This is a genomic window from Actinosynnema sp. NPDC091369, assembly GCF_044757065.1.
Classification (GTDB): domain Bacteria; phylum Actinomycetota; class Actinomycetes; order Mycobacteriales; family Pseudonocardiaceae; genus Actinosynnema.
This window is the reverse complement of record NZ_JBIVUG010000004.1, coordinates 526109-541169: the sequence shown is the minus strand read 5'-3', so window position 1 is coordinate 541169 and position 15061 is coordinate 526109. Positions and strand designations below refer to the sequence as shown.

General features: G+C 73.0%; 11 protein-coding genes. 10 read left to right on the top strand and 1 reads right to left on the bottom strand.

Going from position 1 to position 15061, the window contains the following annotated elements; genetic code table 11:
• The first annotated feature begins 8 nt into the window (after positions 1 to 8).
• Positions 9 to 668, top strand: a complete 660-nt coding sequence (locus ACIQMJ_RS19030) for an isochorismatase family protein (protein ID WP_499762286.1) — start codon at positions 9 to 11, stop codon at positions 666 to 668.
• Complete coding sequence (locus ACIQMJ_RS19025) at positions 665 to 2659, top strand: anthranilate synthase family protein (RefSeq protein WP_499762285.1); 1995 nt, start codon at positions 665 to 667, stop codon at positions 2657 to 2659. Before ACIQMJ_RS19030 ends, ACIQMJ_RS19025 begins: the two co-directional genes overlap by 4 nt.
• Before the next feature lie 149 nt (positions 2660 to 2808).
• Here ACIQMJ_RS19025 and ACIQMJ_RS19020 read toward each other — a convergent pair whose 3' ends face one another.
• A complete protein-coding gene (locus tag ACIQMJ_RS19020) occupies positions 2809 to 4713 on the bottom strand; it encodes a helix-turn-helix domain-containing protein (RefSeq protein WP_499762284.1) in 1905 nt (634 codons plus the stop codon).
• Positions 4714 to 5796: 1083 nt separating this feature from the next.
• On the opposite strand from ACIQMJ_RS19020, the gene ACIQMJ_RS19015 reads away from it, so the two are divergent.
• The 8 genes from ACIQMJ_RS19015 to ACIQMJ_RS18980 all read left to right on the top strand — a co-directional run bounded on the left by ACIQMJ_RS19015 (position 5797) and on the right by ACIQMJ_RS18980 (position 14836).
• Positions 5797 to 6255 (top strand): MarR family winged helix-turn-helix transcriptional regulator, encoded by a 459-nt coding sequence (locus tag ACIQMJ_RS19015; RefSeq protein ID WP_499762283.1) that lies wholly within the window; start codon positions 5797 to 5799, stop codon positions 6253 to 6255.
• Positions 6256 to 6544: 289 nt separating this feature from the next.
• Positions 6545 to 9925, top strand: a complete 3381-nt coding sequence (car, locus tag ACIQMJ_RS19010; protein ID WP_499762282.1) for a carboxylic acid reductase — start codon at positions 6545 to 6547, stop codon at positions 9923 to 9925.
• Positions 9926 to 9977: 52 nt separating this feature from the next.
• Positions 9978 to 10679, top strand: a complete 702-nt coding sequence (locus ACIQMJ_RS19005) for a methyltransferase (protein WP_499762281.1) — start codon at positions 9978 to 9980, stop codon at positions 10677 to 10679.
• Between the two features lie 22 nt (positions 10680 to 10701).
• Positions 10702 to 11898: a methionine adenosyltransferase gene (gene metK / locus ACIQMJ_RS19000; RefSeq protein ID WP_499762467.1), complete on the top strand. Its 1197-nt coding sequence runs from the start codon at positions 10702 to 10704 to the stop codon at positions 11896 to 11898.
• Positions 11899 to 11933: 35 nt separating this feature from the next.
• Positions 11934 to 12911, top strand: coding sequence for a carbohydrate kinase family protein (locus ACIQMJ_RS18995; RefSeq protein WP_499762280.1), 978 nt, complete (start codon positions 11934 to 11936; stop codon positions 12909 to 12911).
• 88 nt (positions 12912 to 12999) lie between these two features.
• Positions 13000 to 13563 (top strand): flavin reductase family protein, encoded by a 564-nt coding sequence (locus ACIQMJ_RS18990; protein WP_499762279.1) that lies wholly within the window; start codon positions 13000 to 13002, stop codon positions 13561 to 13563.
• Between the two features lie 225 nt (positions 13564 to 13788).
• Positions 13789 to 14184, top strand: a complete 396-nt coding sequence (locus ACIQMJ_RS18985) for a bacteriophage spanin2 family protein (protein WP_499762278.1) — start codon at positions 13789 to 13791, stop codon at positions 14182 to 14184.
• Between the two features lie 43 nt (positions 14185 to 14227).
• Positions 14228 to 14836, top strand: a complete 609-nt coding sequence (locus ACIQMJ_RS18980) for an SGNH/GDSL hydrolase family protein (RefSeq protein WP_499762277.1) — start codon at positions 14228 to 14230, stop codon at positions 14834 to 14836.
• Positions 14837 to 15061: the final 225 nt, after the last annotated feature.

The following is a 15061-nucleotide window of genomic DNA, read 5'->3' as shown; positions in this document are numbered from 1 at the left end:
GGACCACGATGACAGGCATCCCCCCGATCGAGCACTACCCGCTGCCCACGTCGGACGACCTGCCCGCCAACACCGCGACGTGGACCGCGGACCCGCGGCGGGCGGTCCTGCTGGTCCACGACATGCAGCGGTACTTCGTCCGGCCGTTCCCCGACGCGATGCGCGAGCAGATCGTCGGCAACATCGCGGCGCTGCGGTCGGCGTGCGCGGCGCGGGGCGCGCGGATCGCCTACACCGCCCAGCCGGGCGGCATGACGGAGCGGCAGCGCGGTCTGCTGCGGGACTTCTGGGGCCCGGGGATGCGGGTCGACCCGGGCGACCGCGAGGTGGTCGACGGGCTCGCGCCCGCCGACGGCGACTGGGTGTTCACGAAGTGGCGCTACAGCGCGTTCTTCCGCTCGGACCTGCTGGAGCGGATGCGGGCCGAGGACCGCGACCAGCTGATCGTGTGCGGGGTGTACGCGCACGTCGGCGTGCTGGCGACGGCGCTGGAGGCTTACACCAACGACATCCGCACGTTCGTGGTGGCCGACGCGATCGGCGACTTCACCGCCGACTACCACCGGCTGGCCGTGGACTACGCGGCGCAGCGGTGCGCCGTGGTCGCCACGACGGACACCGTCCTGGGCCAGCTCGGGGCGGCCGACCGGCAGCGGGTGGCGCTGTGACCCCGGACCTGCTCGACCGCGTGCTGGCCGCGCCGGACCGGCCCTTCGCCCTGCTGCACCGCACCGAGTCCGGCCGCGGCCGGGTGGACGTGCTGGTCGGCGACGTCACGACGCCGGACGTGCTGGCGGACATCCCGCTGCCGTCCGGCCCGGTCGGCGGCACCACGCACGACGTGCTCGCGGTGGTGCCGTTCCGGCAGATCCGCGAGCGCGGCTACGTGCACCGCGACGACGGCGAGCCGCTGCTCGCGCTGACCGTGGCCGACCAGGCCGTGCTGCCGCTGCCGGACGTGCTGCGCCGGCTGCCGGACGTGCCGCTGGAGCTGGCGCGCGGCCGGTTCGAGACCGATGACGAGAGCTACGCCGAGATCGTCCGCCGGGTGCTGGCCGACGAGATCGGCGAGGGCGAGGGCGCGAACTTCGTCATCCGGCGGGCGTACGTCGCCGACATCGTGGACTGCTCGCCGCGGTCGGCCCTGTCGCTGTTCCGCAGGCTGCTGCTGGACGAGACCGGCGCCTACTGGACGTTCCTGGTGCACACGGGGGACCGCACGTTCGTCGGCGCGACCCCGGAGCGGCACATCAGCGTCACCGGCGGCACGGCGGTGATGAACCCGATCAGCGGCACCTACCGCTACCCGCCGACCGGTCCCGCGCTGCGCGGCGTGCTGGACTTCCTGGCCGACACCAAGGAGTCCGACGAGCTCTACATGGTGCTGGACGAGGAACTGAAGATGATGGGCCGCATCTGCCCCGACGGCGGCCGCGTCCACGGGCCGTACCTGCGGGAGATGGCCCGGCTCGCGCACACGGAGTACTTCATCGCGGGCCGCACCGACCGCGATCCTCGTGACGTCCTGCGCGAGACGATGTTCGCGCCCACGGTCACCGGCAGCCCGCTGGAGAGCGCGTGCAAGGTGATCAGGCGCCACGAGCCGGACGGCCGCGCGTACTACAGCGGCGTGGTGGCGCTCATCGGCCGGGAGGCGGACGGCAGCCGTTCGCTGGACTCGTCGATCCTCATCCGCACGGCCGCCATCGACGGCGGCGGCAGGGTCCGCGTCGACGTCGGCGCCACGCTGGTCCGCCACTCCGACCCGCTGGCCGAGGTCGCCGAGACGCGCGCCAAGGCGGCGGGCCTGCTGGCCGCGCTGGGGTCGGACCCGAACCCCCGGTCGGCCGACCCGACCGGGTTCGCCGAGCACCCGGAGGTGCGCGACGCGTTGCGTGCGCGCAACGTCGACATCGCGCGGTTCTGGTTGTCGGAGGACGGCGCGCGGGACGCGGTCGACCCGGCGCTGGCGGGCTTACGGGTGCTGATCGTGGACGCGGAGGACACGTTCACCTCGATGCTGGCGCACCAGTTGCGCGCGTTGGGGCTGGAGGTGGTGGTCCGCCGCTTCGACGAGCGCTACGACGTGCACGACGCCGACGTCGTCCTGATGGGACCCGGCCCCGGCGACCCGCGCGAGCTCGGCCACCCCAAGATCGCGCACCTGCTGTCCACAGTGGAGCGCCTGCTGGCGGACCGGGTGCCGTTCCTGGCGGTGTGCCTGAGCCACCAGGTGCTCAGCTCCCGGCTCGGGCTGCCGCTGATCCGCCGGGACGTGCCGAACCAGGGCGTGCAGCTGGGCATCGACCTGTTCGGCACACCGCGCCGGGTGGGCTTCTACAACACGTTCGCGGCGTCCAGCCCCGACGAGGTGCTGCACCACCCGGACCTCGGCGCGGTGGAGATCTGCCGTGACCCGGTGACCCACCAGGTGCACGCGCTGCGCGGCCCCCACTTCGCCTCGATCCAGTTCCACGCGGAGTCCGTGCTGACGCAGGACGGGCCGGCCATCATCGGGTCGCTGCTGACCGGCCTGCTCCCGGTGCTGCACCGGCCGCGGGTGGGGCTGCAGGCGGTCGCGGGTGGCGGCGGCGCGCGGTCCGCAAGCCTCGCCGACGTGCCCTGGCAGCACCTCGACCACAAGGCACGACCGGTCTGAGCGTGCGGCGTGGGCGCTCCGGCCACCGGTCCGGGGCGCGGGTCCGCTTCGGCCGCGTGGACGCGCGCGGCCGGTCCCGGCCGGCGTGCGGGGTGCGGCGGGTGGTGGCGCGCACCAGCCACCCGCCGCACCCCGTGCGTCGGCCGGGATCAGGTGCCGACGGCCAGCGCCTCCGGTTGCGCGGTCAGGGTTTCCCGGACCCGCAGCAGGCGCAGCGCGAGCTGGATCTCCAACGCCTGCGCCGGCTTCTGCCAGTCCGGGCCGAGCAGCTCCTTGATCCGGTCGAGCCTGCGGGTGACCGTGTTGGTGTGCACGTGCAGGCGTTCGGCGGCGTAGGTGGGGCTGCCGCCCGCGTCGAAGTACGCCTGCAACGTGGGCACCAGGTCGGTGAACCGCTCCCGGTCGTACCCCAGCACCGGGCCGAGGGCCGACTCGATGAACCCCGCCACGTCGTGGTCGGCGGACACCAGCGCGCCCACGAACCCCAGTTCCCGCGCGGAACCCGCGCCGCCCTCGACGCCGAGCGCGGTCACCGCGTCGAGGCAGCGGAGGGCCTCGCGGTACCCCCGCTGCACGGACTCCGCGCCGGTGAGCGGGCCCGCCGCACCCGTCGACACCGGTTTGCCCAGGTCGGCCGTCATGGCGTTGGCCACGTCGCGGGCCACGGCCCCGGCGTCGCTGCCGGGCAGCAGCAGGATCAGGTGTCCGTTGCGGCAGCTGCGCAGCCCGCCCTTGCGCCGCGCGAACGCCGAACCCCACGCGTTGGCGCGGCTCTGGGTGCTGCCGTCCGGCCGGGCCACCACCATCAGGTACGGCCGCGACAGGTCCAGCCCGATCCGGCGGGCCCGCTCGGTGAGCAGCCGCGGCACCCGGCGCTCGTCGCTGAGCGCGTCGTCGAGCAACCGGTCGCGCACCTCGCCGTCGTGGCCGGAGGTGAGCTTGTCGCGGCGGACGAACAACGACGCCACCTGCGTGTAGAGCCGCATCCGCTTGCGCGCGGCGGGGGACAGGTCGCCGGGTCCGGACAGCACCAGCGCGCCGACGTAGTCCTTGCCCGCGCACAGCGGCGCCACCCAACGCCCGCCGCCCGCCGACGCCGGGTCCTGGGTCGGCATCTCCACGGCGGTGGTCAACGCCGCGGTGTCGTCGCCGTCGTCCTGGCCGTCGCCCGCGGTGACCAGCACGTCCCCCACGGCGGTGTAGACGGTCACCCGGCCGCCGAGCGAGTCCGCGGCGGTGGCGACCAGGGTGCGCAGGTCGCCGTCGGAGACCAGCATGTCCACCAACGAGGTCTGCAGCTCGCAGTGCTCGCGGATCCGCTCGGCGGTCCGGGACGCCTGCGCCAGGCGGGCCTCCAGCTCGGCCGCGCGCTCGTCGGCGGCGAGGCGCAGGTGGGTGGTCTCCAGGTAGATGGCGGCGAGGATGCCGAGCGAGCCGACCAGCGACCGCTCGTCGGCGGTGAAGTGGTGCACCTTGCGGCTCGCGACGTACAGCCTGCCCCGCGGCGCGCGGCCGGTGGAGTGGTCGCCGCAGCTCAGCGGCACCGCGATCATGGCGTGCAGGCCCTCGACCCGGACCATCTCCTCGAACGCCGGGTTGAGCGCGATCTGGTCGTCGGCCAGCAGGTCGTGCGTGGCGAACGGGGCCGTGGTGACCGGCCCGACCGTGGTGATGCCGTCGTCGGCGGGCAGCCGCAGGCCGACGCTCAGCCCGGACGTGTGGCCGTCCGCGGCGCGCACCTGGACGCAGCCGTGCTCCTCGTCGACGATCGTGATGTAGGCCATGTCCATGCTCAGCAGGTGGCGGGCGCGCCGGGCGATGGCGTGCAGCAGGCCGGCGACCGAGTCGTAGGGCAGCGCCAGGTCGCGGGCGGCGTCCACCAGGGCGGTGAGGCCCGCCTCCCGGACGCGCCCCCGCTGGATCTGCGTGTGCACCCGCATGGCCCGCCACACGGCGGTCTTCATGTCGGTGGTCGTGGCCCCCGTGACGCCGAACCTCCGCGCGTCGTCCAGGAAGTCCTCGAACGCGTCCGCCGGCGCCCCGCTGGCCAGCAAATCGAGTAACTCGTCTATGCCGCCGCTTACTGTCAGCTGCGGAGGCACAATAGTCTCCACGGTCAGGATACCCCCATGTCGAGTCTACTGCCGTCACCCGATCGCACCACTGCATTCGTCGGGCAACCACGGTCCGTAGACGGTCTAGCCGGTCACTCCTCAGCGTATCGAAATCACCGGCCCGGAGGCTTCGGCCGACGTGCGGGCGAACTGCGGGGAAAGGGGAACCGGACCGGTCCGACATTAAATGCGGGTGAGTTCACGGAATAGACCGATCGGGTGGTGACCGAGTCGCACCGCTCCCGCGGTGCCTCGCGTGAGCAGCGTCAGGACCGCGCGCCGAGCGTCCCGGTCGACGGGACGCTCGGCGCGCGGAGGAGCCCGGGTCCGGCCTCGTCCCGGCCGTCGTCGCGGCGGCGGAGCTGTGCGTGAAACCGAAGCCGTGCCGGTCGCGGGTCGTGGGGGTGACCAGCGGTGTCGCCGTCGCGGAACCGCCGATCGTGTGCAGTGCGCAGTGCACGGGTTGCGACCGCGGCGATGGGCCGGAGGAGTGGCGAGCCCGCGTCGCGCGCTTCCGGTGCGCTCGTTCGCCGGTCCGCGAATGACCGGTCGACCGCGTTTTCCACCTCGTCGGGCATAAACGCTCGCAGGAGTGGAACGCGCGTTCCGTTCTTGCGCTTTCCGGAGGGTCGAGTCGACGGCGAACGGTCGCGTTTTCCCGCTTCCACGCGCCGGTCGTCAATGGCGCGGGCATTCGGGACGGCTCCCGCGGACAACCCCGACCGGGACGGGCGGCAGTGTCGCGCACCGACGCAAATCGCGGTTCATCGACCGGTGCGGTCGATTCGACGCGGAACAGCGGCCACGCGGTCGAACGCCAATTCCGACCGGCCACCGCGACCGGCGGCCCCGCTCCGCGGGGGTCGGTCACCCGGTGGGTGTCGAGCCCGGCACGGGCTTGCGAGGTGCCGGTATCATGGCCACAAGCACTCTACCAGCCTGTGCAATAGTTGCACACGGCGTACATAGGGTGTGGCACCGAGTTGCCGTGCGGGAGCAGCGGACGGCAGGAGGGATGTCACGGTGGACAACGACGCCGTCGAGACCCGGGCGCAGGGGTGGCGGACCCTCGCCGCGCTGCACGCGCGCATCGAAGACGTGCTGGAGCGCGCGCTCCAGCAAGGGCACGACCTGTCCGTGAGCGAGTACAGCCTCCTGGACGTGCTCTCCCGCCAGGCGTCCCCGCGCCAGTTGCTGCGGATGAACCAGGTCGCCAAGGCCGTGGTGCTGAGCCAGTCCGCGACCACCCGGCTGGTGACCCGGCTGGAGCGGCGCGGGCTGCTCCAGCGGTCCCTGTGCGAGGACGACCGGCGCGGCATCTACACCGAGGTCACCGAAGCCGGCCGCGCCGCCCTCGACCGCGCCCGCTCGACGCACGACGAAGCGCTGGCGCTGGCGTTGAAGGAAGCCGCGGAGCTGCCCGAGCTGGCGCCGCTGGTCGACGCGCTCGCCGCCCTGCCGTACGCCGGCACGTCCCGCTGACGATCGTCCTCTCGCAACCGCCGACGCGCGCCTGACGCGCGTCGGCGGTTTTGCGTCGCGCGCGTCCACCACGACGGCGGCGCGGCTGCCTTCCCGCTCCCACAACGAACTTCGGTCCCCGGTCGACATGACAGACTGTCGTCCGGCGTGTGGGAATTCCACTCCGCGCACAGCTAGCGTCGGTGTCGATCTGGAGAACAGCGCGACCCGCCGACGAACGCTCCGATGAGCACCAGGCCCTCGGTTTTCGAGCCTCGCAGTCGGCCAGTGATGCGATGTGGAGACCAGCATGCGGCTTACGCAAACGGTGGCAGCAGTGATGCGGCGCTACGCCGACCGTCCCGCCCTGGGCGAACGAGCGAAGGAGTTCACCCGGGACCCCGACACCGGCCGCACCTCGCTCCGGCTGCTGCCGTCGTACGAGACGACCACCTTCGACCAGTTGTGGCAGCGCGTCCGCGCGGTGACCAACGAGTGGCACCGCAACACCGCGCACGCCACGGCGCCGGGCGATCGCGTCGCCCTGCTGGGTTTCGCCAGCCGCGACTACACGACGGTCGACCTGGCGTGCATCTGCCTCGGCGCGATCACCATCCCGTTGCAGACCAGCGCGCCCATCGCGCAGCTGAAGGAGATCCTGGCCGAGACCGAACCGACCGTCGTGGCCGCCTCCGTGGAACGGGTGGACGCCGCCGTCGAGCTGGCGCTGGCCACCCCGGCCGTCCGCCGCCTCGTCGTCTTCGACTACCACGCGCAAGTGGACGACCAGCGCGACCGGTTCACCGCCGCGCAGAAGCGCCTGGCGGGCCGGGGGGTGTCCGTCGAGTCCCTGTCGGACGTCCTGGAGCGGGGGGCGCGGCTGCCGGAAGCGCCGCTGCACACGCCGGAGGACGGCGACGACCCGATGACCATGCTCGTCTACACGTCGGGCAGCACCGGCACCCCGAAGGGCGCCATCTACACCGAACGCCTGGTGGCCGCGATGTTCGGCGGCGGCGGGTGGGCGGACCTGTTCTCCGAGCAGCAGGCCGTCACCTTCCACTACATGCCGATGAGCCACGTGGCCGGGCACTCGTCGGTGAAGAACACGTTGGCGCGCGGTGGGATCAGCTACTTCACCGCGAGCAGCGACCTGTCCACGTTCTTCGAGGACATCGCGCTCGCCCGGCCCACCGAGCTGTCCCTGGTGCCCAGGGTGTGCGAGATGCTGTTCCAGCACCACCGCAGCGAAGTCGACCGGCGGGCCGTCGGCGACGTCGACCGCGCGGCGCTGGAGGCGGAGGTCAAGGAGCACATCAGGGAGAACGTCCTCGGCGGCCGGATCGGGTGGGCCAGCTGCGGTTCCGCGCCGCTGTCGGCCGAGCTGCGCGCGTTCGTCGAGTCCTTGTTGGACCTGGAGCTGCACATCCTGTACGGCACGACGGAGGTCGCCGGCGTTTCGGTGGACGGCGCGATGCTGCGCCCGCCGGTGATCGACTACAAGATCGTGGACGTGCCGGAGCTGGGCTACTACCGGACCGACCGGCCGCACCCGCGGGGCGAGCTGCTGCTCAAGACCGAAGCCGCGATCCCGGGCTACTACAAGCAACCCGAGCTGTCGGCGACCATCTTCGACGAGGACGGCTACTACAAGACCGGCGACATCGTCGCCGAGGTCGCGCCGGACAAGCTGGAGATCCTGGACCGCCGCAACAGCGTGCTGAAGCTGTCGCAGGGCGAGTTCGTGGCGACGCCGAGCCTGGAGGCGACGTTCGGCACGAGCCCGCTGGTGCGCCAGGTCTTCGTGTACGGCAACAGCGAGCGGTCCTACCTGCTGGCCGTGGTCGTGCCGACGCCCGCCGTGCTGGCGAAGTTCGCCGACCGGCCCGCCGAGATCAAGCAGCGGGTGACCGAGTCGATCCAGGAGATCGCCCGGGAGGCGGGCCTGAACTCCTACGAGATCCCGCGCGACTTCCTGATCGAGACCGAACCCTTCAGCCAGGCCAACGGCCTGCTGTCCGACCACCGCAAGCTGCTGCGGCCGCAACTGCTCGCCCGGTACCGCGACGAGCTGGAGGCGCTGTACGCCGAGATCGCCCGGCGCGAGTCCGACGAGCTGCTCGAAGTCCGCCGCACGGGCGCGGACCGGCCGGTGCTGGAGACCGTGCAGCGGGCCGCGCGGGCGCTGCTGGCCGGTTCCATGGCCGACGTCAGCCCCGCCGCGCACTTCCGCGACCTGGGCGGCGACTCGCTGTCCGCGGTGTCCTACGCCACCCTGCTGCACGACATCTTCGCCGTGCGCGTGCCGGTGGACGTGCTCATCAGCCCGGCGAACGACCTGCGGCAAGTGGCCGCCTACATCGAGGGGAAGCGCTCCGCCGGGCTGGACCGGCCGACGTTCGAGTCGGTGCACGGTGAGGCGGCCTCGGAGGTCCGCGCCGCGGACCTCACGCTGGACAAGTTCCTCGACGCGCGCACCCTCGCCGAGGCGAAGGCGCTGCCGCGCGTGACCGGCGAGCCGCGCACCGTCCTGCTCACCGGCGCGAGCGGCTACCTCGGCCGGTTCGTGGCCCTGGAGTGGTTGCAGCGGCTGGCGCCCGCCGGCGGGAAGCTGATCTGCCTGGTGCGCGGCAAGGACGACGAGGCCGCGGCGAAGCGGCTCGACGAGGCGTTCGCGGGCGGTGACTCGGACCTCGTGGCGACGGTCGCGGAGCTGGCCGGGCACCTGGAGGTGCTGGCGGGTGACATCGCCGAACCGCGGCTCGGCCTGGACGAGCGGACGTGGGACCGGTTGGCCGGGGAGGTCGACCTGATCGTCCACATCGGCGCGCTGGTGAACCACGTGCTGCCCTACCCGCACCTGTTCGACGCGAACGTGGTCGGCACCGCCGAGCTGGTCCGCCTCGGGCTCACCGCCCGGGTCAAGCCGTTCACCTACCTGTCCAGCGTCGCCGTCTCCACCTCCCGGCAGCCCGCGCTGGACGAGGACTCCGACGTGCGCGAGGCGCTGGCCGCGCAGCCGGTGCACGAGGGGTACGCGGGCGGGTACGCCACCAGCAAGTGGGCGGGCGAGGTGCTGCTGCGGGAGGCGCACGACCTGTGCGCCATGCCGGTCACCGTGTTCCGCTCCAGCATGATCCTCGCGCACAGCCGGTACGGCGGGCAGCTCAACGTCCCGGACGTCTTCACCCGCCTGCTGTTCAGCGTGATCGCGACCGGCATCGCACCGCGGTCGTTCTACGCGGGCGACGCCTCGGCCGCGCACTACGACGGCCTGCCGGTGGACTTCACCGCCGCCGCCGTCGTGTCACTGGGCGGGCGGGCCGCCGGCTACCGCACGTTCAGCCTGGTGAACCCGCACGACGACGGCGTCTCGCTGGACACGTTCGTGGAGTGGCTGAGCGCGGCGGGCCACCGCGTCGAGCGGGTGGACGACTACGCCGACTGGCTGGCCCGGTTCGAGACGGCCATGCGCGCGCTGCCCGAGGCGCAGCGGCAGCACTCGGCGCTCCCGCTGCTGCACCGGTTCGAGCGGCCCGAGGAGGTCGTGCGCGGCTCCGCGATCCCGTCGGAGCGGTTCCGCGCCGCCGTCCGCGCCGCGGGCGTCGGCCCGACCGGTGACATCCCGCACCTCTCCGAGCCGTTCATCAACAAGTACTCCGCCGACCTGAAGTCCTTGCTGTCCCTCTGAATCCCGCCCGCGGCCCGTCCCCCCGGGCCACGCCCCGCACCCGAGGAGAGTCATGAGCCAGCAGTCCTCGAAGTTCGACGAGCGCTACCGGATCGGCCGCAAGCTCGTGGACGAGCTCGGGCCCGTCGACAACGCGAACACCACGTTCGAGCTCCTCGGCTTGGAGTGGGACCTGGTGCCCGGCGCGTACGCGCCCGCGCCGGGCACCGGCACCGAGTACTACACCACCGCGATCCCGTACCCGCGGGGCGGCCGGTTCCTGGAGATCGGCTGCGGCGCGGGCGTCACGGCCGTGTGGGCGGCGTTGCAGGGCTGCGCGCACGTGACCGCCACCGACATCACCGAGACCGCGGTGGCGAGCACCGCGCTCAACGTGAAGCGGCACGGCGTGGAGCAGAAGGTCCACGTGCAGCGCAGCGACGTGTTCGCCGACCTCGAACCGGGCCAGGCGTTCGACACGATCTTCTGGAACTGCAGCGTGATCGAGGCGCCGCGGGACTTCGAGTTCACCCAGGACTTCGAGTGGGCGATCTTCGACCGCGGCTACACCGCGCTGAGCCGCTACCTGGCCGAGGTGCACGGGTGGCTGCTGCCCGGCGGGCGCGCGCTGGTCACCTTCAACAGCCTCGGCGACCTCGACCGGATCAACCGGCTCGCGTCCGACGCGGGCGTCCGGCTGACCCGGCTCGACAGCGCCACCAGGCGGCTGACCGGCGAGGAAGTCACCTACAACGTCTTCGAGATCACCCGCTGACCCTCGCCACACCACGGAGGAGATCGTGACCACACGCTTGTTCAGCTCCGAGTCGGTGACCGAGGGCCACCCGGACAAGATCTGCGACGCGATCAGCGACGCGGTCCTGGACTCCTACCTCCGCGCGGACCCCCGCGCGCGGGTGGCGGTGGAGACGCTGGTGACCACCGGCCAGGTGCACGTGGCGGGCGAGGTGACCGCCGACGCCCACGTGGACGTCGCCGGGATCGCGCGCCGGGTGATCCTGGACATCGGCTACGACTCGTCCGCCAAGGGGTTCGACGGGAACTCCTGCGGCGTGAACGTCGCCCTCGGCTCGCAGTCGCCGGACATCGCGCAGGGCGTGGACACCGCCTACGAGTCCCGGCTGGAGGAGGCGCTGGACGACCTGGACCGGCAGGGCGCGGGCGACCAGGGCCTGATGTTCGGCTACGCCTGCGCGGACACGCCGGAGCTGATGCCGCTGCCGATCGCGCTGGCGCACCGGCTGTCGCGCCGGCTGACCGCGGTGCGCAAGAGCGGGGCGGTGCCGTACCTGCGGCCGGACGGCAAGACGCAGGTGACCATCGAGTACGCGGGCGACGAGCCGGTGCGGCTGGACACGGTCGTGGTGTCCAGCCAGCACGCCGACGGCGTCGACCCGGAAGCACTGCTGGCCAGGGACATCCGCGAGCAGGTGATCGAGCCCGAGCTGGCGTCGCTGGAGCTGGACGCGTCCGGGGTCCGGGTGCTGGTGAACCCGACCGGCCGGTTCGTCATCGGCGGTCCGATGGGTGACGCGGGCCTGACCGGCCGCAAGATCATCGTCGACACCTACGGCGGCATGGCCCGGCACGGCGGCGGCGCGTTCTCCGGCAAGGACCCGTCCAAGGTGGACCGGTCTGCCGCGTACGCGATGCGGTGGGTCGCCAAGAACGCGGTCGCGGCCGGGCTCGTGGGCCGGGTCGAGGTGCAGGTGGCGTACGCGATCGGCCGGGCGGCGCCGGTCGGGTTGTTCGTGGAGACGTTCGGCACCGAGAACGTCGACCCGGCGCGCATCCGGCAGGCCATCGCGGACGTGTTCGACCTGCGCCCGGCGGCGATCATCCGGGACCTGGACCTGCTGCGCCCGATCTACGCGCAGACCGCGGCGTACGGGCACTTCGGCCGGCCCGAGCTGGACCTGCCGTGGGAGCGCACCGACCGCGCCGACGCCCTCAAGCAGGCCGCGACCAGCTGACCACCGACCCACCGCCTCCCGAAGGGCTCCACCCCATGCGCATCGCCGTGACCGGCTCCATCGCCACCGACCACCTGATGGTCTACCCCGGCAGGTTCACCGAGCACTTCATCTCCGACCACCTCGACACCGTGTCGCTGTCGTTCCTCGTGGACGACCTCGAAGTGCGTCGCGGCGGCGTCGCGGCGAACATCGCGTTCGGCCTGGCCCAGCTCGGCGTGTCGCCGAGCCTGGTCGGCGCGGTGGGCAAGGACTTCGACGACTACCGCGCCTGGCTGGTCGGGCACGGGGTGGACACCCGGTTCGTGCGCGTCTCGCCGACCAGGCACACCTCCCGGTTCCTGTGCACGACCGACCAGGACCAGAACCAGATCGCGTCGTTCTACGCGGGCGCGATGCAGGAGGCCCGGGAGATCGCGCTGGCGCCGATCGCGGACGGCCTGGGCGGGCTCGACCTGGTGGTGGTCGCGCCGAACGACCCGGAGGCGATGGTCCGGCACACCGCCGAGGCGCGTGCGCTGGGCCTGCCGTTCGCCGCGGACCCGTCGCAGCAACTGGCCCGGATGGGCGGCGAGTCGGTGCGGTCCCTCGTGGACGGTGCGAAGTACCTGTTCACCAACGAGTACGAGAACGTCCTGCTGCGCCAGTCGACCGGGTGGTCCGCCGAGGAGGTGCTCGACCGGGTCGGCGCGTGGATCACCACGCTGGGCGCGGAGGGCGTGCGGGTGGAGCGGCGCGGCCACCCGCCGCTGGTGGTGGCCGCGGTCGCGGTGGAGGAGGAGGCGGACCCGACCGGTGTCGGCGACGCGTTCCGCGCCGGTTTCCTGTGGGCCACGTGGGCCGGGCTCAGCCTCGAACGGGCGTGCCAGGTGGGGTGCACGATCGCCGCCGCCGCGCTGGAGAGCATCGGCACGCAGGAGTACAAGCTCAGCCGTGCGGGCGTGGCGGACCGCGTCGCCCGCGCGTACGGCGAGGACGCCGCGGCCGAGATCGAGAGCCGGCTGCGGATCTGACCACGCGCGGACGCCGGCCCGTCCGGCCGGACCGGCGTCCGCGCGTGCCCGGTCGAGGGCGCCCGCGCCACGGAAGGATGGGGATCACGTGCCCGAGCAGCCGAGCCCGGCGAACCACCTCACGATGCCCGACCCGGCCCCGACCGGTGGGGAGCCGACCGGTGGGGAGCCGACCGTCACGTCCGGCCGGTTCCGGTCGGCCATGCGCCACCTGCCCACGAGCGTCGTCATCGCCGCGGGCATGGCCGGCGACCGGCCGATCGGCATGCTCCTCGGTTCGTTCACCAGCGTGTCGCTGGAACCGCTGCTGGTCGGCTTCCTGGGCGACCACGGCTCCCGGACCCTGCGCCACCTGCTGGACCTGGACCTGTGGACGTTCAGCGTGCTGGCCGACGACGACACGACCACGCCGGGCGCGTTCCGCGGCCCCCTGCACGACCGCTTCACCGGGGTGAGGTGGTCGACCTCGCCGCTGGGCACCCCGGTGATCGACGACTCGGTCCTGGCCGTCCACGCCCGCAGGCACTCCACCGTCCGGGCGGGCGACCACGACCTGGTGCTGGCCGAGGTGCTGGACGTCACCGACCCGCACCCGTCGCGCCGGCCGCTGGTGTTCGCCGAGGGTCGGATGACCCGGCTCGCACCGCGCTGAGCGTTCGCACGCCGCGAGGTTGCTCGCCGCCGTCGGGTTCGTTCGGTCACCTGCGTCACTTTGACCGGACGGCGGCGGGCCCGGCATGCTGGTGGCAGAGGGGAGTACCCACTCCGCCCGTGATCGTCATTACGGCCGCTCCGCAGCGGTCCGGTCACGGCGCCACCGCCCGGCGGTGGTCGGGGAGACCTCTGGTTCGTCACACGAGAGCCGGAGGAGCACGCCATGCGCGTCACCACCCGACTGACCGCCGCTGCCGCCACCCTCGCCGCCGTCGCCGCCCTGACCGCGTGCGGATCGTTGCAGGAGGCGTCCGACGCGGCCGCCGCGGTCGCCGGCACCGCGTCCACGGTGCAGGTGTGCACGGAGGCGCTGTCGCAGGCCACCGCCGTCTTCGACCCCGGCAGCCCGGAGCGGGCGGTCGACCAGGCGCACTCCGCCGCGGACCGGCTGTCCGACCTGGCCGCCAACGCCGCCGACACCACCGTCAACGAAGCCCTCACCGCGCTGGCCACCACGATGCGCGAGGTGACGCTGGACGACCTGGTGCTGCGGCCGGCCGCGTGGCTGGAGGACAAGGCCGCCCGGGTCGCGAACCTCACCGCCGCCTGCACGTCGTGACCGCCCGGGATCACGCGCCCCGGTCCGCGCGTTGCACCCGGTGATGGACGGACGACTGCGCTTCCGCGTGCTGGGTGACTCGCTGGCCGCCGGGGTGGGCTGCTCGCGGGTCGAGGAGACGGTGGGCGAGCGGCTGGCCGCGGTGCTCCGCGAGCAGGGGCACCCGGTCGACCTGGCCGTGCACGCGGTGTCCGGCGCCCGCTCCGCCGGGCTGGACGCGCAGGTCCGCGCGGCCGTGCGGGCAGGGGTGGACGTCGCGCTGGTGGTGATCGGGGCGAACGACCTGACGTCGTTCACGCCGCCCGCCGTGGGCGCGCGGTTGCTGCACGACGCCGTGGCCGGCCTGCGCCGCGCGGGTGGGCAGGTGGTGGTGGCGACGGCGCCGGACCTCGGCGTCGTCCCGCACGTGCCGCCCGCGTACCGGGCGTTCGTGTCGCAGGCCAGCGGCCTCTACGCCCGCGCGCAGGCCGACGCCGTGGTCCGCGCGGGTGGCGTGGTCGCGGCGGTCGGGGCCGAGGTGTCCGCCCGGTTCGCGGGCGAGCCGGCCCTGTTCTCCGCGGACCGCTTCCACCCCTCGGCCGCGGGGTACGCGGTCGTCGCCGAGGCGCTGGCGCCGTTCGTGGTGGCGGCGGCGAACCGCTGGGCGGCCTGACGCGCACCGGGCCTTCACATTTCGCACACACGTCGCTTGACGGTTCTTTTGGGATCGGGTTAGCGTGCTTTTCGCTGCGAAGGGGGCAGCGCAAGGGTATCGGCCCCGCTATTCCACTCCGCTGATTTCCGTTGATTCCGCCGTGCGCGTCGCGGTGCCACCCGGAATTCGTCTGCACCGGGTCCGGCGCCGTGCCCGCCGGCGGGACGACGGGACGGTGACGTG

What these genes read in the sequence shown, in the direction of transcription:
- ACIQMJ_RS19030 (WP_499762286.1), top strand. Translation starts at nt 9, where the DNA reads ATGACAGGCATCCCCCCGATCGAGCACTACCCGCTGCCCACGTCGGAC.
- car (WP_499762282.1), top strand. Translation starts at nt 6,545, where the DNA reads ATGCGGCTTACGCAAACGGTGGCAGCAGTGATGCGGCGCTACGCCGAC.
- ACIQMJ_RS19005 (WP_499762281.1), top strand. Translation starts at nt 9,978, where the DNA reads ATGAGCCAGCAGTCCTCGAAGTTCGACGAGCGCTACCGGATCGGCCGC.
- ACIQMJ_RS18995 (WP_499762280.1), top strand. Translation starts at nt 11,934, where the DNA reads ATGCGCATCGCCGTGACCGGCTCCATCGCCACCGACCACCTGATGGTC.
- ACIQMJ_RS18985 (WP_499762278.1), top strand. Translation starts at nt 13,789, where the DNA reads ATGCGCGTCACCACCCGACTGACCGCCGCTGCCGCCACCCTCGCCGCC.
- ACIQMJ_RS18980 (WP_499762277.1), top strand. Translation starts at nt 14,228, where the DNA reads ATGGACGGACGACTGCGCTTCCGCGTGCTGGGTGACTCGCTGGCCGCC.